Annotated in this window: 18 protein-coding genes; 13 read left to right on the top strand and 5 right to left on the bottom strand. The window is 65.4% G+C overall.

Annotation, left to right across the window (positions count from 1 at the left end; genetic code table 11):
- Window positions 1-45: 45 nt before the first annotated feature.
- A complete protein-coding gene (dnaJ, locus tag Q8R73_RS13890) occupies window positions 46-1,179 on the bottom strand; it encodes a molecular chaperone DnaJ (RefSeq protein WP_305720123.1) in 1,134 nt (377 codons plus the stop codon).
- Between the two features lie 164 nt (window positions 1,180-1,343).
- Window positions 1,344-3,245, bottom strand: a complete 1,902-nt coding sequence (gene dnaK / locus Q8R73_RS13885; RefSeq protein ID WP_305720122.1) for a molecular chaperone DnaK — start codon at window positions 3,243-3,245, stop codon at window positions 1,344-1,346.
- Window positions 3,246-3,810: 565 nt separating this feature from the next.
- On the opposite strand from dnaK, the gene Q8R73_RS13880 reads away from it, so the two are divergent.
- The 5 genes from Q8R73_RS13880 to Q8R73_RS13860 all read left to right on the top strand — a co-directional run bounded on the left by Q8R73_RS13880 (window position 3,811) and on the right by Q8R73_RS13860 (window position 8,940).
- Window positions 3,811-5,325, top strand: a complete 1,515-nt coding sequence (locus Q8R73_RS13880) for an NAD(P)/FAD-dependent oxidoreductase (RefSeq protein WP_305720121.1) — start codon at window positions 3,811-3,813, stop codon at window positions 5,323-5,325.
- A gap of 318 nt (window positions 5,326-5,643) precedes the next feature.
- A complete protein-coding gene (locus Q8R73_RS13875) occupies window positions 5,644-6,579 on the top strand; it encodes a hypothetical protein (protein WP_305720120.1) in 936 nt (311 codons plus the stop codon).
- 104 nt (window positions 6,580-6,683) lie between these two features.
- Window positions 6,684-7,532, top strand: coding sequence for an AraC family transcriptional regulator (locus tag Q8R73_RS13870; protein WP_305720119.1), 849 nt, complete (start codon window positions 6,684-6,686; stop codon window positions 7,530-7,532).
- Between the two features lie 70 nt (window positions 7,533-7,602).
- On the top strand, window positions 7,603-8,040 hold the full coding sequence (locus Q8R73_RS13865) for a VOC family protein (protein WP_305720118.1): 438 nt from the start codon (window positions 7,603-7,605) through the stop codon (window positions 8,038-8,040).
- 195 nt (window positions 8,041-8,235) lie between these two features.
- Entirely contained in the window at window positions 8,236-8,940 is a 705-nt protein-coding gene (locus tag Q8R73_RS13860) for a haloacid dehalogenase type II (protein WP_305720117.1), read from the top strand.
- A 19-nt stretch (window positions 8,941-8,959) separates the two neighbouring features.
- On the opposite strand, the gene grpE is transcribed toward Q8R73_RS13860, so the two are convergent.
- Together grpE and hrcA are read right to left on the bottom strand one after the other, a co-directional pair.
- Window positions 8,960-9,565, bottom strand: coding sequence for a nucleotide exchange factor GrpE (gene grpE, locus Q8R73_RS13855; protein ID WP_305720116.1), 606 nt, complete (start codon window positions 9,563-9,565; stop codon window positions 8,960-8,962).
- A 110-nt stretch (window positions 9,566-9,675) separates the two neighbouring features.
- Window positions 9,676-10,764 (bottom strand): heat-inducible transcriptional repressor HrcA, encoded by a 1,089-nt coding sequence (gene hrcA / locus Q8R73_RS13850; RefSeq protein ID WP_305720115.1) that lies wholly within the window; start codon window positions 10,762-10,764, stop codon window positions 9,676-9,678.
- 179 nt (window positions 10,765-10,943) lie between these two features.
- Here hrcA and rph point away from each other — a divergent pair, with 179 nt between their 5' ends.
- The 3 genes from rph to hemW all read left to right on the top strand — a co-directional run bounded on the left by rph (window position 10,944) and on the right by hemW (window position 13,590).
- Window positions 10,944-11,657 carry a ribonuclease PH gene (gene rph, locus Q8R73_RS13845; protein WP_305720114.1) on the top strand — a complete coding sequence of 238 codons (714 nt, stop codon included), beginning with the start codon at window positions 10,944-10,946 and terminating at the stop codon, window positions 11,655-11,657.
- A gap of 108 nt (window positions 11,658-11,765) precedes the next feature.
- Complete coding sequence (rdgB, locus tag Q8R73_RS13840) at window positions 11,766-12,401, top strand: RdgB/HAM1 family non-canonical purine NTP pyrophosphatase (RefSeq protein WP_305720113.1); 636 nt, start codon at window positions 11,766-11,768, stop codon at window positions 12,399-12,401.
- Complete coding sequence (hemW, locus tag Q8R73_RS13835; RefSeq protein WP_305720112.1) at window positions 12,394-13,590, top strand: radical SAM family heme chaperone HemW; 1,197 nt, start codon at window positions 12,394-12,396, stop codon at window positions 13,588-13,590. The genes rdgB and hemW overlap by 8 nt, the downstream gene beginning before the upstream one ends.
- 56 nt (window positions 13,591-13,646) lie before the next feature.
- Here the strand turns inward: hemW and Q8R73_RS13830 are convergent, their stop codons facing one another.
- Window positions 13,647-14,861 (bottom strand): penicillin-binding protein activator, encoded by a 1,215-nt coding sequence (locus Q8R73_RS13830; protein WP_305720111.1) that lies wholly within the window; start codon window positions 14,859-14,861, stop codon window positions 13,647-13,649.
- 239 nt (window positions 14,862-15,100) lie between these two features.
- Between Q8R73_RS13830 and rsmI the strand changes: the two genes are divergently transcribed.
- The 5 genes from rsmI to Q8R73_RS13805 form a co-directional block, all read left to right on the top strand.
- Window positions 15,101-16,066, top strand: a complete 966-nt coding sequence (rsmI, locus tag Q8R73_RS13825) for a 16S rRNA (cytidine(1402)-2'-O)-methyltransferase (RefSeq protein ID WP_305720110.1) — start codon at window positions 15,101-15,103, stop codon at window positions 16,064-16,066.
- Window positions 16,053-16,466 carry a YraN family protein gene (locus Q8R73_RS13820; RefSeq protein ID WP_305720109.1) on the top strand — a complete coding sequence of 138 codons (414 nt, stop codon included), beginning with the start codon at window positions 16,053-16,055 and terminating at the stop codon, window positions 16,464-16,466. The genes rsmI and Q8R73_RS13820 overlap by 14 nt, the downstream gene beginning before the upstream one ends.
- A gap of 44 nt (window positions 16,467-16,510) precedes the next feature.
- Complete coding sequence (gshB, locus tag Q8R73_RS13815) at window positions 16,511-17,452, top strand: glutathione synthase (RefSeq protein ID WP_305720108.1); 942 nt, start codon at window positions 16,511-16,513, stop codon at window positions 17,450-17,452.
- Window positions 17,453-17,519: 67 nt separating this feature from the next.
- The gene (locus Q8R73_RS13810; RefSeq protein ID WP_305720107.1) at window positions 17,520-17,831 is read left to right on the top strand and encodes a hypothetical protein; all 312 of its coding nucleotides are present in this window, start codon (window positions 17,520-17,522) and stop codon (window positions 17,829-17,831) included.
- Between the two features lie 226 nt (window positions 17,832-18,057).
- A partial coding sequence (locus tag Q8R73_RS13805) for an MBL fold metallo-hydrolase (protein WP_305720106.1) occupies window positions 18,058-18,809 on the top strand: 752 nt, incomplete at its 3' end.

The raw sequence follows: 18,809 nt of genomic DNA, 5'->3' as shown, positions 1-18,809 counted from the left end.
TAAAGACGTATAGGTAGCGGCCGGTACGGTCAAGACGAAGAGTCGTCAGGGGTTGGCGCGGCTGCCGAAGAAGTCCTTGACCTTAGTGAAGAAACCGGCCGCCTCCGGCTGGGTGGCGCCGGAAGACAGCTTTTCGAACTCGGCAAGCAACTCCTGCTGCTTCTTGGTGAGGTTCTGGGGCGTTTCGACCACGACCTGGACATACATGTCGCCCATCTGGCGCGAGCGCAGCACCGGCATGCCTTTTGACGCAATGCGGAAGCGCCGGCCGGACTGGGTTCCGGAGGGCACCTTCACCTTGGTCTTGCCCTTGTCGATGGTTGGCACCTCGAACTCGCCGCCCAACGCCGCCGCCACCATCGAGATCGGCACGCGGCAATGCAAATCGGCGCCGTCGCGCTGGAAGAATTCATGGGTGGCCAGCGACAGGAAAATGTAGAGATCGCCCGGCGGCCCGCCGCGAACGCCGGCCTCGCCTTCGCCGGCCAGCCGGATGCGGGTGCCGTCTTCGACGCCTTGCGGAATGTTGACCGACAGGTTGCGGTCGCGCGTCACCCGGCCCGAGCCGGTGCAGGACGGACAGGGGTCCTCGATCATCTGGCCGCGACCCTGGCAGCCCGGACAGGTTCGCTCCAGCGTGAAGAAGCCCTGCGCCTGCCGCACCCGCCCCGCCCCGCCGCACATCGAGCAGGTCTTCGGCTTGGTGCCGGCCTTGGCGCCGATGCCCGAACAGGATTCGCAGGTCACCGAGACCGGAATCTCAATCTGGGCGGTCTTGCCGAGGAAGGCTTCCTCCAGCGTGATTTCCATGTTGTAGCGCAGGTCCTGGCCGCGCTCGCGGCCGCCGCGCCCGCGCTGCCCGGCCATGCCGAACAGGTCTTCGAAAATGTCGGAGAAGGACGAGGCAAAGCCGGCGCCGAAGCCGGGGCCGCCGCCGCCATGGCCCTGCTCGAACGCCGCATGGCCGAACCGGTCGTAGGCCGCGCGCTTGTCGCCGTCCTTCAGGACCTCATAGGCCTCGTTGATTTCCTTGAAGCGGACTTCGCTGGCGGCATCGCCCGGATTCTTGTCCGGATGCCATTTCATCGCCAGCTTGCGGAACGCCGCCTTGAGCTTGGACTCGTCCGCGCTCCGCTCGACTTCAAGGGTTTCGTAATAGCAGCGCTTGGTGGTCGACATCCGTCAAATCCGCCCGAAATTCCGTTCTTATTCCGCAGCCATGCATCCCGGAGAAAGAAACGCTCCCTCTGAGAATGCAGCCTCCGGCTTAAAGAAAAATGACCCCCATCCCTGGAGACGCAACCCGCGCGCTCTTCAGAATGAGGGTCATGGTACCAGCCGTATCAAGCAGACTTCTTGTTGTTCTTGTCGTCGTCGACCTCGGTAAATTCCGCGTCGACCACGTCGTCCTTGGCGGCATCCTTGGCCGCATCGCTTTCGGCCGCCTGCTTGTACATGGCCTCGCCGAGCTTCATCGAAGCCTGCGCCAGCGTGTTGGTCTTGGCGGTGATCGCCTCGGCGTCGTCGCCCTTCAGCGCTTCCTTCAGATCGCTGACGGCGTCCTCGATGGCGCGGCGCTCGCTCTCCTCGACCTTGGAGCCGTGCTCGGCCAGGGCCTTCTCGGTGGAGTGCACCATCGAGTCGGCATGGTTCTTGGCGTCGACCGCGGCGCGGCGCTTCTTGTCCTCGGCGGCATTGGCCTCGGCGTCCTTGACCATCTTCTGGATGTCGGCTTCGGACAGGCCGCCGGATGCCTGGATCCGGATCTGCTGCTCCTTGCCGGTCGCCTTGTCCTTGGCCGAAACGTTGACGATGCCGTTGGCGTCGATGTCGAAGGTGACCTCGATCTGCGGCATGCCGCGCGGCGACGGCGGAATCCCCATCAGGTCGAACTGGCCCAGCACCTTGTTGTCGGCGGCCATTTCGCGCTCGCCCTGGAAGACGCGGATGGTGACGGCGTTCTGGTTGTCCTCGGCGGTCGAGAACACCTGGCTCTTCTTGGTCGGGATCGTGGTGTTGCGATCGATGATGCGGGTGAACACGCCGCCCAGCGTCTCGATGCCGAGCGACAGCGGGGTGACGTCGAGCAGCAGCACGTCCTTGACGTCGCCCTGCAGCACGCCGGCCTGGATCGCCGCGCCGATGGCGACGACCTCGTCCGGGTTGACGCCCTTGTGGGGCTCCTTGCCGAACAGCTGCTTCACCACTTCCTGGACCTTCGGCATGCGGGTCATGCCGCCGACCAGCACCACTTCGCCGATTTCACCGGCGGTGAGGCCGGCATCCTTCAGCGCCTTGCGGCAGGGCTCGATGGTCTTCTGCACGAGATCGTCGACCAGCGCCTCGAATTTGGCGCGCGTCAGCTTCATCGTCAGATGCTTCGGACCGGAGGCGTCGGCGGTGATGAAGGGCAGGTTGATTTCGGTCTGGGTGGTCGAGGACAGTTCGATCTTGGCCTTTTCGGCGGCCTCTTTCAGCCGCTGCAGGGCAAGCTTGTCGTTGCGCAGGTTGATGCCCTGCTCCTTCTGGAATTCGTCGGCGAGATAGCTGACCAGACGCATGTCGAAGTCTTCGCCGCCGAGGAACGTATCGCCGTTGGTCGACTTCACTTCGAACACGCCGTCGCCGATCTCGAGCACCGACACGTCGAATGTGCCGCCGCCTAGGTCGTATACCGCGATGGTGCCGGACTTGGTCTTGTCGAGGCCGTAGGCGAGGGCTGCCGCGGTCGGCTCGTTGATGATGCGCAGCACTTCAAGGCCGGCGATCTTGCCGGCGTCCTTGGTGGCCTGACGCTGCGCGTCGTTGAAATAGGCGGGAACGGTGATGACGGCCTGCTCGACCTTGGTGCCGAGATGGGCTTCCGCGGTCTCCTTCATCTTCTGCAGGATGAAGGCCGAGACCTGCGAGGGCGAATAGGTCTTGCTGTCGGCTTCGACCCAGGCGTCGCCGTTGGATGCCTTGACGATCTTGTAGGGGACGAGCTTCTTGTCCTTCTCGACCATCGGGTCGTCATAACGGCGGCCTACCAGGCGCTTGACCGCGAAGAAGGTGCGCTCGGGATTGGTCACCGCCTGGCGCTTGGCGGGCTGTCCGACAAGGCGCTCGCCATCATCGCTGAAAGCGACGATCGACGGGGTCGTCCGCATGCCCTCGGCGTTCTCGATGACTTTCGCTGTCTTGCCATCCATTACGGCGACGCACGAATTCGTGGTGCCGAGATCGATCCCAATGACCTTTCCCATGGTCTCCATATCCTCTTTTTTTGCGGCAGGTTGGCTGGGCCCTGACGGCACACCAATCCAAACCCCCAAACGATCAATTACTCGCGATATTGCGACGGTGAGCCTCATATAGGAGGGGGGGTGGGGCCTGCAAGGACCCGGACGTAACCTAAGTCCCCGAAAACCCTCATCCTTGAAAGATAGTGTCGGCCGCAGGCCCCGGGGGCGGCGACCCTCCGGCCGGCCTCCCTCACCCGATGGCGGCCGGGATCGTCAACCCTTCTGCGATCTTGCCAGGCTCGAAGGCTGGGGCTCCGGGCAGGACGCCGCGGAATGCCGACGGGAAGCCTGTGCCGAAAAACCTGCCCCAGCGGCTCGGCTGACAGCCGGAATTATCAGGGGCCGGCAATCAGAAACTCAGGCAGGACAGCCCGGCCGGAGGTCGTCTCGATAATAGCGCCGGCAACGCCAGCCCCCGCATTGACGCTTCATTAACGTTCGAGGAGGCGCCGCCGCGTTGCGGCGACAGGAGTTTAACGAAGTTTTGCGCAAATGCGGCCCGAACCACGAGGAGATCGCGCCGCGCATGACCACTGATGCAGACATATTCGTGATCGGCGCCGGGCCGGCCGGCCTCACCGCGGCTTACTGCCTGACCAGGGAGACGTCGTCGGTCATCGTGATCGAGAAGGACCCGGTCTATGTCGGCGGCATCAGCCGTACCGTGCGGCACGGCGATTTCCTGTTCGATATCGGCGGCCACCGTTTCTTCTCAAAGTCCAAAGAGGTCGTCGACCTCTGGCACGAGATCCTGCCCGACGACTTCATCGCGCGGCCGCGGCTGTCGCGAATCTTTTATGGCGGAAAATTCTATTCCTATCCGCTGAGCGCGTTCCAGGCGCTGCGCAATCTCGGAATCTTCACCAGCGCCGCCTGCGTTCTGTCCTATGCCTGGGCCAGGGCATTCCCGATCGCGGAGCCTCGCAGCTTTCATGACTGGATTCGCAATCAGTTCGGCGAGCGGCTGTTCCAGATTTTCTTCAAGACCTACACCGAGAAGGTGTGGGGGATGTCCTGCGACGAAATCTCCGCCGACTGGGCGGCGCAGCGCATCAAGGGGCTGGATCTTCGCGTCGCCATCGTGAACGCGCTGAAGCACTCGTTCGGGCGCAAGAAGAAGGCCGCCGCGGCCGGCAGCGACGTGGTGAAGTCGCTGATCGAGACCTTCCAGTATCCGCGCAAGGGTCCCGGCATGATGTGGGAGGCCGCCGCGGCCAGGATCCGGGAGCGCGGCGCTCAGGTCCTGATGGGGCGCGAACTGGTCGAACTCGCCTATGACGAGGTCGACAGGCTCTGGCGCATCGGTGTCGCGACGCCGGACGGAAAACGCGAGAACTATACCGCGCGCCACGTCGTCAGCTCGGCGCCGGTGCGCGAGCTGGTGCAGAAATTGTCGCCGAAGCCGATCTCGCTGCTGCATGCGCGCGCATTGCGCTACCGCGATTTCCTCACCGTCGCGCTGATGATGGACAAGGCGGAAGCGTTTGCCGACAACTGGATCTATATCCATGATCCCTCGGTGAAGGTCGGACGCGTGCAGAATTTCGGATCGTGGTCCCCCGAAATGGCGCCGGCCGGCATGACGTGCCTCGGCCTCGAATATTTCTGCTTCGAGGGCGACGGGCTGTGGACGATGTCCGACGAGGAGCTGATTGAGCTGGCCAGGCGCGAGGTGGTGAAAGTCGGCCTGGCCGCCGCCGCCGATGTGGTGGACGGTTGCGTGGTGCGCCAGCCGAAGGCCTATCCGGTCTATGACGATGCCTACCGCGAGCACATGGCGATGATCCGGCGCGACCTCGAGCAGACCTATCCGAGCCTGCATCTGATCGGCCGGAACGGCATGCACAAATACAACAATCAGGATCACGCCATGATGACCGCCATGCTCACGGCGCGGAACATCCTGGCCGGCGAACGGCTCTACGACATCTGGCAGGTCAACGAGGACGCGGAATATCACGAGGCGGGCGCATCGAGCGCACAGGCCGCCCTGGCGAGCGAACGCCTGGTGCCGCTCAAGGCGAAGACCCGGGCGGCGTAAAACCGCGGGCTTCGCCGCGCCCCGTTTCATGGCTGGTTGCGCCGGCCAGATCCGGCGTCAGGGCTGCGAACGACGCACGCCCCGTCGCGACAGATTGTCCAGTTACGGAACCGGAATGCCCGAAAACCACCTGAAAGCCGGCCGATTACGGCGAAAAACAGCCGCTTCCACGCGGGCCCGGTGTCTCCGTGACGGGCCCGGCCTGTTACCGGAATGCCAAATTCGCTAAAAGCCGGGCTCGCGATGCGCGGCCCCCGGTACACCCTGCCACACCGGCCGACCATTGAACGGCCTCAATGCAAACCCAGTAGACCTTTCATGATGCTCATCCGACTGATCTTCGCGATTGCCCTGCTGATCCCTGCCATAGGCCCTGCGCTCGCCGCGGACGCGGTTTTTCCGCCGGGCATCAGGGTCGGCATCACGCCGCTGGTCGGCCTCTCCCGCGCAAAAACCTTCGCCGGATTCGAGACCGAGGATAACGGCGTCAAGGTGTTGATGACGGAGCTTCCGGCCGACGCCTATACCGAGGTCAGTAATGCCTTCAAGAATAACCCGGCGGGCGCCGGCGGCGTCAAGCCGGAGAGCATCGAGACCGCGTCCGGCCTTGCCTACTACACCATCGAATCCGGCAAGGACGGCACGACCAATGTGCGTCGCTATTCGATGATCCTGCCGGGCGGCGCCTTCTCCGGCTATATCGCCGTGCAGGTTCCGGAAAACGCTTCCAAAATCTATACCGACGACGCCGTGCGCCAGATGTTCGCGTCGGCGACGGTGCGCAAGGAAGTCCCGGTCGAGGAGCAGCTGGCCCAGATGCCCTTCAAGGTCTCCGAATTGAGCGGTTTCAAGAACGTCCGCACGCTGGCGCCAGGTGGGGCCATCGTCATCGCCGACGGCGACGAGACCAAGGGGTTCGAGGCGGCCCCTTTCATGGTGGTCGGTATCGTCGGGGCCGCGCCGACGCAGTCCGAGGATCGCGGTCGTTTCGCCCAGCAAGCCGCGACCACCATTCCCGGTGTGCGCGAGGCCAGGATCACGATGTCGGAGCCGCAGCGGATCGACGGCACGCCCGGCTATGAAACCCGCATCGACGCGGTGAGCGGCAAGGACAATACCCCCGTCACCGTGGTGCAGTGGCTGCGCTTCGGCGGCCAGAGCACGTTGCGCATCATCGGCAGCTCGCCGCGCGAGGAATGGACCAAGGCATTTCCGCGCTTCCGCGCCGTGCGCGACGGCATCGAGCCGCGCTGAGGACGGCACGACCTGCCGAAGATTCGGACGCCGGCGGCTTCCCCTGCCTTAAGCGCCGCGGGCGAGTTGGTTTGCTGGTGGCGTCGCTTGCAGGGAGATGCAGCATGTCGGATCTCGCAGCTCCAGTCGCGTTCGAGATGGTCCGGCGCCTGCCGTCACAACGGACCGCCGGCCTGATCTCTGCAATCTCGGGCTATCGCGAGACGGCGCGTGGCCGGTTTTCCCAGCGTGAGGCCGCTCCTCTGGCGGTGCCGCTGATCATCAGTTTCGGCACGCCGTTTGGAATCGCGCTCGGGCGCAAGCCTGACGCGGCCGATCAGCATGGCAGTTTCGCCGCGGGACTCTATGCCGGCGCCGTGTACATCGAGTCCGACGGCGGCGCCGAATGCGTGCAGGTGGATTTCACCCCGCTCGGTGCCTTCAGGTTTTTCGGCGGCGCCGTCGTCGACCTCGCCGCGCGCATGATCGAGGTCGGTGACGTGCTCGGGGGCGACGGCGCACGGCTGCGCGAGCGCCTCGGCGCGACAAATGGCTGGCAGCGCCGCTTCGATATCGTCGAGGAGTTCATCGCCGATCGCGCCACCTGCCTGCCGTCCCCGGAACTCGAATTCGCCTGGCGCCGGCTGGCGCGCCGCGGCGGCGGCATCCGGATCGCTGCGTTGGCCGAGGAGATCGGCTGGAGCCGCAAGCACCTGGTCGATCGCTTTCGTTGTCAGTTCGGTCTCGGCCCCAAATCGATTGCGCGGATGATGCGCTTCCATCGCGCCTGCGGCCTGGCAAGAACCGGAACGTCGACCGGCTGGGCCGGCATCGCGGCGGACAGCGGGTTTTCGGATCAGGCCCATCTGATCCGCGAATTCACCGCACTTGCCGGTGAGCCGCCAACGGCCTGGGCGCGACGCCTGGCATTGACCGACAGCCGGCTGACACGCCTGCATCACGCGGAGTGGTAACAAATCTTCAAGCGGACAATGCCCGGCTTGCCGCATAATCGCGCGCACAGCCAATTCAGCAGGAGTTTCCGTGACCGACAACAGCAACATCGAAGCGCCCCGCCTCTATCCGACCCTCCGCTATAGAGATGCGGAGGCGATGATCCGCTGGCTGAAGGACGTCGTTGGCTTCACCGAACGCGTCGTCTACCGCAGCGACGACGGCGGCCTGCAGCATGCCGAACTGGCCTGCGGGTCTTCCATTCTGATGCTCGGCCAAAGCCGCGACGATGAATATGGCCGACTGGTCGGCGACATCAACGGCCGCCGCACCGATTCGCTTTATTTGGCCGTCGACGACCCCGACGCGCTGCACGCCAGGGTCAAGGCCTCCGGCGTCACGATCGAGATGGCACTGCACGATACCGCCTACGGCAGCCGCGACTTCACCTGCCGCGATCCGGAAGGCAATCTCTGGAGTTTTGGGACCTACTGGCCGAAGGTGAGCGAGAAGCCGCTGGCGGGGTAGTCGCGCCGGCCGAACCGATCAAGGCGCGGCCGGAAACGACCCGGTTCATCGGAATGACGGGTGTTCGCTCACCTGGCATTCATCTACAAACCCCGGACCGAAGTCGATGGGCCAGGACGGCCCGTTCGGGCGCACAGGTATGGGACAAGGGTAACGTTGGTGGCAGAGGACCGAGGGATCATCGACGGTGACCGCTTGGCGGCCATCGCGTTCGACGTCCAGGGTACGTGCGTCGATTTCTATCGGCCGATTCTCCGCGCCGGAGCCGCAATCAATCGTGGCAAGGGGTTATCGATCGATTGGGCGATGCTATCTGCTGACTGGCGCACTCTTTACCGGGAGGCGCTGGATGCGATCATCGACGGTCGGCGGCCGTGGATGCGGGTTGACCGAATCTACCGCGAAGCCCTGGACGTCTTGCTGGAGAAACGTGGCCTTGGTGGCTTCTTCACGGCATCCGAACGTGACGAACTGAACGCGGTCTGGACCAAACTGGACCCCTGGCCGGACTCCGTGGAGGGGCTGACTCGCCTGCGACGTCGGTTCACCACTTCGACGCTGTCCAATGCCGGAATGGCCGCAGTGGTCGCCGTGGTCAAGCATGCCAACCTGCCATTCGACGCAATACTGACCGCCGAGCTGGTCGAGACCTATAAACCGGCCCCGGCCGTCTACCAGTTAGCGGTAGATTATCTCGGCTATCGGCCGGACCAGATTCTGATGGTTGCTTGCCATAAATATGATCTGAAAGCGGCCAGGGCTTTCGGCATGCGCACCGCATTTGTTGCAAGGCCTCTCGAGTTTGGCCCTGATGCCACACCCGATATCGCGCCAGAGAGCTGGCTGGACTTTTGTGTCGACAGCTTCACTGCTCTGGCTGACAGATTGAACGCGGTTTGATACCGCCGGTGAACAGGATTCAGCTCGTGACGTCCGCGCCCGGCGCCGCCCTGGCGCCGCCCTTGGAGACCGCGACCAGCGCCGGGCGCAGCACGCGTTCGCCGATGGTGTAGCCGGCCTGCACGACCTGCACCACGGTGCCCGCCGGCACCGACGCGTCGGGGACCTCGTACATCGCCTGCTGGAAATTCGGGTCGAATTTCTCGCCCGCCGGATCGAACTTCTTGACGCCGTTTTTCTCCAGCGTGTTGAGCAGCGAGCGCTCGGTCAGCTCGACGCCCTCGATCAGCGACTTCAGCCCGGGATCGGCGTTGGCCTTGGCCTCGGCCGGAACCGCATCGAGCGCGCGCTGCAGATTGTCGGCGATGTCGAGCACGTCGCGGGCAAAGCCGGTGATGCCATAGGCCCGCGCGTCGGCCACTTCCTTGGCGGTGCGCTTGCGCAGGTTTTCCATTTCCGCCAGCGTGCGCAGCATCTTGTCGCGGGTTTCGGCGAGCTCCCTGGTCAGGGCTTCGACCGAGCCTTCCTCGGGATCGTCGGGCATGATGTATGGCTTGGAAATCACGGGCTCGGCGGCCTTTGCCGGATCGGCCGGATTGTCCTTCTGCCCGTTGGGATCAGTCATGGCATGCCTTCTCGAAAAATCGCTGGAACCGGGTCAATGGGGGATTTGCTGGCCCGGATATCGTGCTTTAGGCGAGGAAAATCAAGCTCGACAACCCGATTTCGGCCGGATCAGCCGCCCAGCATCCGGCTGACGATGCGCGCCGCGTAGTCCACCGTCGGGATCACGCGGGCATAGTTGAGCCGCGTCGGCCCGATCACGCCGAGAACGCCGACGATATGCCCCGCGGCATCGCTGTAGGGCGCGATGATGGTGGAGGAGCCGGACAGCGAAAACAGCTTGTTCTCCGAGCCGATGAAGATCCGCACGCCTTCGGCGCGCTCGGCGCGGCCCAGCAGGTCGATCACGCCGCGCTTGGTCTCGAGATCGTCGAACAGCGACTTCACCCGCTCAAGATCCTCCAGCGCGTGAAGGTCTTCCAGCAGATTGGCGTGCCCGCGCACGATCAGCTGGCGGTCGTCGCTGGTGCCGCCGGACCAGCTCGCGATCCCGGCTGAAATCACCTTGTGCGTCAGCTGATCGAGTTCGGTTCGACTTTGCGTCAGCGCGGTTTCCAGCTCCAGCCGCGCCTCGGCCAGCGTCCGTCCCCTGATCCGCGCATTGAGAAAATTGGTGGCTTCGGTCAGCGCCGAGGAGGGAACGCCCGGCGGCAGGGTCAGCACGCGGTTCTCGACCTGGCCGTCCTCGCCGACCAGCACCACCAGCGCCCGTTCCGGCTCCAGCCGCACGAATTCGATGTGTTTCAGTCGCGAATTGGATTTGGCGGTCAGCACCACGGCGGCGGCCCGGGTCAGGCCGGACAGCCGGGTCAGCGCCTCGCCCAACGCCGCCTCGACCGATTGCGCCTTGCCGACCGAGGCGAGCTGGTTCTGGATCGACTCGCGCTCCGGCTCGGTGAGGTCGCCGACCTGCATCAGGGCGTCGACGAAAAACCGCAGGCCGAGTTCGGTCGGCAGCCGGCCGGCCGAGGTGTGCGGCGCATAGATCAGGCCGAGTTGCTCGAGATCGGACATCACGTTGCGCACCGAGGCCGGCGACAGCGGCATCGCGATCAGGCGCGAAATGTTGCGGGAACCGACGGGTTCACCGGTGGCGAGATAGCTCTCGACGATTTGACGAAAAATGTCCCGCGAGCGCTCGTTGAGCTGGGCAAGCCCGGCATGCGGAGCGATCAGGCCGATCGGATCGTGGTGGGCCACAGAATACTCCCGTTAACTCAGCCTAATCTGTCTATCACAGCGGCTGAGGACAAGCAGGTATTAGTCCCCATGGACCGGCAGAGAACCGGCCGGAGGGGCTCTAGGGCCTTGCCGCTGCCGCTTCCCCCTCCTACAAGCACCGCGAGCCTGTCTTTGCTGGATTTTTGAAAGGATTTCTCATGCGGCCAAGCCGCCGTGCGCCAGACGAATTGCGCGCCGTGTCGCTGGAACGGGGCGTGGTCAAATACGCCGAGGGTTCCTGCATGGTCAAATTCGGCGACACCCATGTGCTCGTCACGGCCACCCTGGAAGAACGGCTGCCGCCATGGCTCAAGGGCCAGGGCCGCGGATGGGTCACCGCCGAATACGGCATGCTGCCGCGCGCCACGCTGGAACGCACCCGCCGCGAGGCCGCCGCCGGCAAGCAGGGCGGACGCACCGTCGAAATCCAGCGCCTGATCGGCCGCAGTTTGCGTGCGGCTGTCGATCTCGAAGCGCTCGGCGAGCGCCAGATCACGGTCGATTGCGACGTCATCCAGGCCGATGGCGGCACCCGCACCGCCTCGATCACCGGCGCCTGGGTGGCGTTGGCCGACTGCATCGCCTGGATGAAGACCCGCAACATGATCAAGACCAGTCCTCTGCGCGATAATGTGGCGGCGATCTCCTGCGGCATCTACAACGGCATCCCGGTGCTCGATCTCGATTACGCCGAGGATTCCGAGGCCGATACCGACGCCAATTTCGTCATGACCGGCGATGGCCGTATCATCGAGGTGCAGGGCACCGCGGAAAAGACCCCGTTCTCGCAGGACGAGTTCCTGGCGCTGATGGCGCTGGCGCGCAAGGGCGTGGCGCGGCTGGTGGATCTGCAGAAAATGGCCGTGGCGTGATTTGCAAAAGGTCGTCATGCCCGGGCTTGACCCGGGCATCCACGACTTCCTCGTACAAAAAACGTGGATGGCCGGGACGAGCGCGGCCATGACGGAATATAAGTACCAATGACTCAACACCGTCGAATCACCGGCAAGCTCGTGATCGCGACCCATAATCCCGGCAAGCTCGCCGAGATGCGCGAACTGCTGGCGCCGCACGGCGTCGAGGCGATCTCGGCCGGCGAACTCGGCCTCGGCGAACCCGACGAAACCGGCGATACGTTTCGCGCCAATGCCGCCATCAAGGCGGTGGCGGCGGCAAAAGCCGCGCAGCTGCCGGCCTTCGCCGACGATTCCGGCCTCGTGGTCGATGCGCTCGACGGCGCCCCCGGCATTCTCTCGGCGCGCTGGGCCGGACCGGACAAGGATTTTGCCGCGGCGATGGCGCGGATCGAGCGTCTGCTGCAGGAGCGCGGCGCCACCGCGCCGGAGCAGCGCAAGGCGCATTTCGTTTCCGCGCTGTGCGTGGCCTGGCCCGACGGTCACCTCGAAGAGGTCGAGGCGCGCGCCGACGGCACGCTGGTGTGGCCGCCGCGCGGCAGCGCCGGGTTCGGCTACGATCCGGCGTTCCTGCCCGATGGACACGCCAGGACCTTCGGCGAGATGACCAGCCTCGAAAAGCACGGCCTGCCGCCGCTGGGCCTGGGCCTGTCGCATCGCGCCCGCGCCTTCGTCAAACTCGCGGAGATCTGCCTTGACTAGCCCCCACCCTAACCCTCCCCCGCAAGCGGGGGAGGGAAAAGGAAACGCAAAGGCTTTTGGCGTTTACGTGCACTGGCCGTTCTGCCTGTCGAAGTGCCCGTATTGCGATTTCAACAGCCATGTCCGGCACGCGCCTGTTGACGAGGAACGCTTCGCAAAGGCCTTTGCCCGCGAGATCGAAACGTCAGCGGCGCGGGCGCCGGGCCGCGAGGTCTCCTCGATCTTTCTCGGCGGCGGCACGCCGTCGCTGATGCAGCCGAAGACCGTCGGCGCCATTCTCGATGCCATTGCAAGACACTGGCGCGTCGCGCCCGATGCCGAGGTTTCGCTGGAGGCCAACCCGACCAGCGTCGAGGCGACGCGGTTTCGCGGTTATCGCGCCGCCGGCGTCAACCGGGTTTCGCTCGGCGTGCAGGCACTCGACGATGCCTCGCTGAAGGCGCTGGGACGTCTGCACACCTCGCGCGAGGCGCTCGACGCCGTCGCGATCGCGCGCACCGCGTTCGATCGTTACTCGTTCGATCTGATCTACGCCCGTCCCGACCAGACCCCGCGGATGTGGGCGGACGAGCTGAAGCTGGCGATCTCGGAAGCCGCCGAGCATCTGTCGCTCTATCAGCTCACCATCGAAGAGGGCACGCCGTTCTTCGGCCTGCACGCCGCCGGCAAATTGAAGACGCCGGACGAGGCCGTCGCCCGTGCGCTCTACGACGTCACCCAGGACGTCTGCGCGCAACATGGCCTGCCGTCCTACGAGATCTCCAACCACGCGCGCCCGGGCGCGGAGTGCAAACATAATCTGGTCTACTGGCGCGGCGAGGAATATGCCGGCATCGGTCCCGGCGCCCATGGCCGCCTCGATGTCGACGGCACGAGGCACGCCATCGCCACCGAAAAACGCCCCGAGGCATGGCTGATGCGCGTCGAGGCCAACGGCCACGGCGTCGTGGTCGACGATCTCCTCAACAGCGAAGAACGCGCCGATGAATTCCTGCTGATGGGCCTGCGGCTGGCGGAAGGCATCGATCCCGAACGCTATGCCGCGCTGTCCGGCCGCACGCTGGATCCCGGCCGCATCGCGATCCTGCGCGAGGAAGGCGCCATCACCGTCGATGCCAATGGCCGGCTGCGGGTGACGCAGGCGGGCTTTCCGGTGCTCGACGCCGTGGTGGCGGATCTCGCGGCGTAGAATATTTCTCGTCGTCCCGGACAAATGAGCCACTGCGTTCGCAGCGGCGACACAAGCTACGCCCCAAAGCTCTTCGGCGAGCTGGCGACCGGCGTGCTGCCGCCCGATCCCACCCTCATCACGGCGAGGCCGCGCTCGTTGGTGCCGTCGGCGCGGAAGCGGAACAGGCCATCGATGCCGGCAAAGCCCGACGGACTGGTCAGCACCTCGGTCGCGAACCTCTGCGGTCCCTGGGTTCGCGCCAGGGCGGCGACCAGCGCCACCGCGTCATAGGCCAGTGTCGCGGTGCGCACCGGATCGGCGCCAAATTTGGCGCGGTAGCGGCCGGAGAAGGCGCGGAAGCCGGACGGATCCGGCGCGGCATACAGCCCACCCTGAAGCGCCGGGCTCGCGAACACCCGCGGATTGTCCCACAGGCCGGTGCCGAGCAGCTGGATGTTGCGCAGATTCGCCCCCGCCGCGGTCAGCGCGTCGGCGACCTGCACCACAGAGTCGCCGTCGTCGGCGATGAACAGCGCGTCGGCCGAACCCAGCGCCTGCGCCACGGTGCGTGCCGGCGTGGCGCGGTCGGCGCCGTATTTTTCGAACGCGACGAGGCGCCCGTTCCTGCGGCCGACCGCCTGCTTGAACGCGGCCTCCACCACATTGCCATAGGCATTGTCGGGCACCATGGCCGCGAACGAACGCTTGCCGGTGCTGGCGGCGTATTCGACGATCCGGTTGACGTCGGATTCGGGCAGGAAACTGAGCAGATAAACGCCGCGGCCGGCGACGCTCGAATCGGTCGAGAACGCGATCACGGAGACGCCGCGGGTGCGCGTCAGCGCCGCGGTCGATGGCACCGAACCTGCAAACAGCGGACCGAGAATGATCTCGGCGCCCTCGTCGAGCGCCTGCTGGGTTCCCAGGCTCGCGCCCTGCGGGCTGCCGCCGTCGTCCTTGATCAGGAGCTGGATATTGGGATTCTGGAACTCGGCCAGCGCCATCTCGGCGGCGTTCCTCATCGACTGCGCCGCGACGCCGGCATTGCCCGATGCCGACAGCGGCAGCACCAGCCCGACCTTGACCCCGCCGGTGCCGACGGCCTGCGGCTGCTGCGGCGGCCCCGCGGTCTCCGCCGAACCGAACGGATTCGAACCCATGCCGGCGCAGGCCCCGAGCAGGGGCGCGCCCAGAATCAGGCCGACCGCCGTCCGCCGGGTGGCCCCCGACGGCGTCTTGCAAGGCAAAGACCTGGAAGGCCCGGATTTGGGTTCGAGTGGCCCTACCATCGCATCTCTTTTCTTGACCGGCCGACATCGCCGGCACTTCTACCTCCCCATGATCAAGGGGGGTGGAATCAGGCATATTGTCGGCGAATAGTTAACCAAATCAAAAGGATTGTGGCAGCGCCGCCTTGGCCGCCGGTTGCACGCTCCTGGTTCCATCCCGCGCGCCGCGACCTACCCTTCGGCAGCCGCCACGCTGCGGCCCGGTGGCGTCGGCGGCCCGTCCCATCTAGATTGGCATTATGCGCCCAAAACCCGCGTCCACAAATACGTCTGACAGCCCGCTTGTTGCGCCGGCACGGATATTTTCGTTGGGCGGCCACGTTATGAACGCGCCGAAAGCGGTTCCCGGCCTGCATCTGGTGGCCACCCCGATCGGCAATCTCGGCGATATCACCATCCGCGCGCTGGAAACCCTGGCGGGCGTCGATATCATCGCCTGCGAAGACACCCGCATGACCCGGCGGCTGACCGAGCGCTACGGCATCTCGGCCTTGCTGAAACCCTATCACGAGCACAATGCCGCGCAGGCCCGCCCCGTCATCCTGCAGAAGCTGGCGCAGGGCGCCTCGATCGCGCTGGTCTCGGATGCCGGCACGCCGCTGATTTCCGATCCCGGTTTCAAGCTGGTGCGCGAGGTCTGCGCCGCCGGCCACCAGGTGATCGCGCTGCCCGGCCCGTCCTCGGTGCTGGCGGCGCTGTGCGTGGCGGCCTTGCCGACCGACCGGTTTTTCTTCGAGGGATTTCTGCCGTCGAGATCGACCGCGCGCCGCGCGCGGCTCACCGAACTGTCGCGGATCGACGCCACGCTGGTGATGTTCGAATCCGGCAACCGGGTGCAGGACACGCTGGCCGATCTCGCCGACATCATGGGCACGCGCGATGCTGCGATCTGCCGCGAAATGACCAAGCTGCACGAGGAGATTCTGCGCGCGCCCATCGCCGAACTCGCCACCGCCGCCGCCACGCTGGAGACCCGCGGCGAATTCGTGCTGGTGATCGGCCCGCCGGCTGCCCGCGCCCAGGCCATGACCGGGGATGAACTGGACGATCTCCTGCGCAACCGGCTGCAGCGCGACAGCGTCAAGGACGCGGTGGCGCATGCGGTCGAACTGTCCGGCCGGCCGCGCCGCGAGATCTATGCCCGCGCGCTCGAACTCGCCAAAGGCACCCACCAGCAAGCGACGGACGACGATGGCGAAGACTGACGGCGCAGCGCCGCCCGGCAAGCTCGCAAAAATCGCCGCGCCGGAACGGGTCGCGGCATTTCGCACCGGCCTGTCGGCGGAAGCGCGCGCCGCCGCCTGGCTGACGGCGAAGGGTTATCGCATTCTGGCCAAGCGGTTTCGCACGCCCCATGGCGAGATCGATCTGGTGGCGCGCAAACGCGATCTGGTGGCGTTCATCGAGGTCAAGGCGCGTGCCAGCCTGGATGAGGCCGCCTATGCGGTGACGCCACGCCAGCAGGCCCGCATCATCGCCGCCGCCCAGGCCTGGCTGATGGCGCATCCCGAGCATGCGGAATTCGAGCTGCGTTTCGACGCCGTGCTGATTGCGCCGCGGCGGCTGCCGCGCCATCTGTTAGCGGCCTTCGACGCCAGCACCTGACGCCTCCGATTCTCTTGCATCACCCCAACTCGCGGACCCCTGAAATGAAATTGAACGTCGCCGTCCAGATGGACCCCATCGCGCGCATCAACATCCGTGGCGATTCGACCTTTGCGCTGCTGCTGGAGGCGCAGAAGCGCGGCCACGCGCTGTCCTATTACACGCCCGAAAAGCTCTCGCTGCGCGGCGAGGAGGTGGCAGTGCCGGTGCAGACACTCACCGTGCGCGACGAGGTCGGCGATCATTGCACCCTCGGCGAGCCGAAGCGGACGCTGCTCACCTCGTTCGACGTCGTGCTGCTGCGGCAAGACCCGCCGTTCGACCTCGCCTACATCACCTCGACGCATCTGCTGGAGCGTATCCATCCGAGAACGCTGGTCGTGAACGATCCCGCCAGCGTGCGCAACGCGCCGGAGAAAGTCTTCGTGATGGATTTCCCCGAATTGATGCCGCCGACGCTGATCTCGCGCGACCTCGACGAGATCAACGCCTTCCGCGACCAGCACGGCGCCGTGGTGATGAAGCCGCTGCACGGCCATGGCGGCGCCGCGGTGTTCCGCGTCATGCCGCAGGACATGAATTTCGGCTCGCTGTTCGACATGTTCTCGGTGACCTTCCGGGAGCCTTGGGTGATCCAGCGCTTCCTGCCCGAGGTCCGGCACGGCGACAAGCGCATCATCCTGGTCGACGGCGAATTCGCCGGCGCCGTCAACCGCGTGCCGGCGGCCGACGATCTGCGCTCCAACATGGTGCGCGGCGGCGCCGCCCAGGCCACCGACCTCACCCCCCGCGAGCGCGAAATCTGCGCGACGCTGGGTCCGAAATTGCGCGAGCGCGGCCTGCTGTTCGTCGGCATCGACGTCATCGACGGCTTTCTGACCGAGATCAACGTCACCTCGCCCACCGGCATCCGCGCCATCGCGCGGCTGGGCGGGCCTGATGTCGCGGCAAAGATCTGGGACGTGATCGAGAAGAAGCGGGGCTAACCAGCGCTGTTGCGCGCCGGCCGATAGGCCTACCTTGCGTTAATCGAATCACGCGAGGAGAGACCGCATGGCTGACCAGAATCCGCAACCGCCGGCCGCTCTCGTTTACGAGGACACCGGCGCCGCCGCCGCGCTGGTTTATTTCGACATCGTCGGAGCCTATGGCATCATGCACGGCACCGTCGAGATCGAGCTCGCGACCCGCATTCTCGTTCCCGCGCAAAGCGGCCTCACCGACGTGAAATTCCTGTCGTCCGGGCGGCTGCGCTGCAGTCCGACCGCCGCCGCCAATCTGCGCAATGCGCTCGATGCCGCGCTGAAGATGCTGGAGCAGCCGCTGCCGCAACCCGATCCGGTGGCGGCCTCCCGGATGAATTGATGGTTCGAGACGCGCGGCGTTGCCGCGCTCCTCACCATGAGGGACCCTCATCCTGAGGAGGCGCGAAGCGCCGTCTCGAAGGATTGTTGCGCCTTCCAATGGCCCATTTCGCTTGTCAGCTTTTGCAGGCGGGTGCAACCTGAGCGAATGCCCGCTCGACTTGGGCGGACGGTCAAGTCCGGGGCTGCAACGCACAATTTCCATAAAAACTAACGGAGGAAAACGCATGACATCGGATGTTTCGCGACGCTCTTTGCTGGCGCTCGGCGCCGGCCTCGGTGCCTCGACCCTGCTCGGCGGCAGCGCCCTGGCCAAGGCGCCGAAGCTCGGCACCCAGGTGCCCTATTTCTATCGTTTCAATTTCGGCGATGCCGAAGTCACCGTCGTTTCCGACGGCCCGCTGCCGCTCGGCGATCCCGGCGGCGCCTTCATCGGGGTGCCGAAGGAGGAGGTCAAGAAGATGCTGACCGACAATTTCCTGTCGCCGGACAATGTCGTGCTCGAACAGAACTCGCCGATCGTCAACACCGGCGACAAGCTGGTGCTGTTCGACACCGGCATGGGCACCTCGAAGGCGTTCGGCCCGACCACGGGACGGCAGCAGAAGAGCATGGCGGAGGCCGGCATCAAGCCGGCCGATATCGACGCCATCGTCTGCTCGCATGCGCATATCGACCATATCGGCGGCATCGTCGACGCCGACGGCAAGCCGCTGTTTCCGAATGCACAGGTCTACATCGCCCAGAGCGACTACGATTTCTGGACCGACGAGGGCAAGCTCGGCGGCCCCCTGAAGGACTTCGTGATCCATGCCCGCAAGAACCTGCTGCCGGTGAAGGACCGGCTGGTGTTCTTCAAGGACAACCAGGAAATCCTGCCCGGCATCACCGTGATCTCCGCGCCCGGCCATACCGTCGGCCACAGCATGTTCATGGTGACGTCGAAGGGCAAATCCTTCTGCTTCCTCGGCGACCTCAC

The organism is Bradyrhizobium sp., from assembly GCF_030697065.1.
Lineage (GTDB): Bacteria > Pseudomonadota > Alphaproteobacteria > Rhizobiales > Xanthobacteraceae > Bradyrhizobium.
This window is presented reverse-complemented; position numbering and strand designations above follow the sequence as displayed.

What these genes read in the sequence shown, in the direction of transcription:
- dnaJ (WP_305720123.1), bottom strand. Translation starts at nt 1,179, where the DNA reads ATGTCGACCACCAAGCGCTGCTATTACGAAACCCTTGAAGTCGAGCGG.
- dnaK (WP_305720122.1), bottom strand. Translation starts at nt 3,245, where the DNA reads ATGGGAAAGGTCATTGGGATCGATCTCGGCACCACGAATTCGTGCGTC.
- Q8R73_RS13880 (WP_305720121.1), top strand. Translation starts at nt 3,811, where the DNA reads ATGACCACTGATGCAGACATATTCGTGATCGGCGCCGGGCCGGCCGGC.
- Q8R73_RS13875 (WP_305720120.1), top strand. Translation starts at nt 5,644, where the DNA reads ATGATGCTCATCCGACTGATCTTCGCGATTGCCCTGCTGATCCCTGCC.
- Q8R73_RS13870 (WP_305720119.1), top strand. Translation starts at nt 6,684, where the DNA reads ATGTCGGATCTCGCAGCTCCAGTCGCGTTCGAGATGGTCCGGCGCCTG.
- grpE (WP_305720116.1), bottom strand. Translation starts at nt 9,565, where the DNA reads ATGACTGATCCCAACGGGCAGAAGGACAATCCGGCCGATCCGGCAAAG.
- rph (WP_305720114.1), top strand. Translation starts at nt 10,944, where the DNA reads ATGCGGCCAAGCCGCCGTGCGCCAGACGAATTGCGCGCCGTGTCGCTG.
- rdgB (WP_305720113.1), top strand. Translation starts at nt 11,766, where the DNA reads ATGACTCAACACCGTCGAATCACCGGCAAGCTCGTGATCGCGACCCAT.
- Q8R73_RS13830 (WP_305720111.1), bottom strand. Translation starts at nt 14,861, where the DNA reads ATGGTAGGGCCACTCGAACCCAAATCCGGGCCTTCCAGGTCTTTGCCT.
- rsmI (WP_305720110.1), top strand. Translation starts at nt 15,101, where the DNA reads ATGCGCCCAAAACCCGCGTCCACAAATACGTCTGACAGCCCGCTTGTT.
- Q8R73_RS13820 (WP_305720109.1), top strand. Translation starts at nt 16,053, where the DNA reads ATGGCGAAGACTGACGGCGCAGCGCCGCCCGGCAAGCTCGCAAAAATC.
- gshB (WP_305720108.1), top strand. Translation starts at nt 16,511, where the DNA reads ATGAAATTGAACGTCGCCGTCCAGATGGACCCCATCGCGCGCATCAAC.
- Q8R73_RS13810 (WP_305720107.1), top strand. Translation starts at nt 17,520, where the DNA reads ATGGCTGACCAGAATCCGCAACCGCCGGCCGCTCTCGTTTACGAGGAC.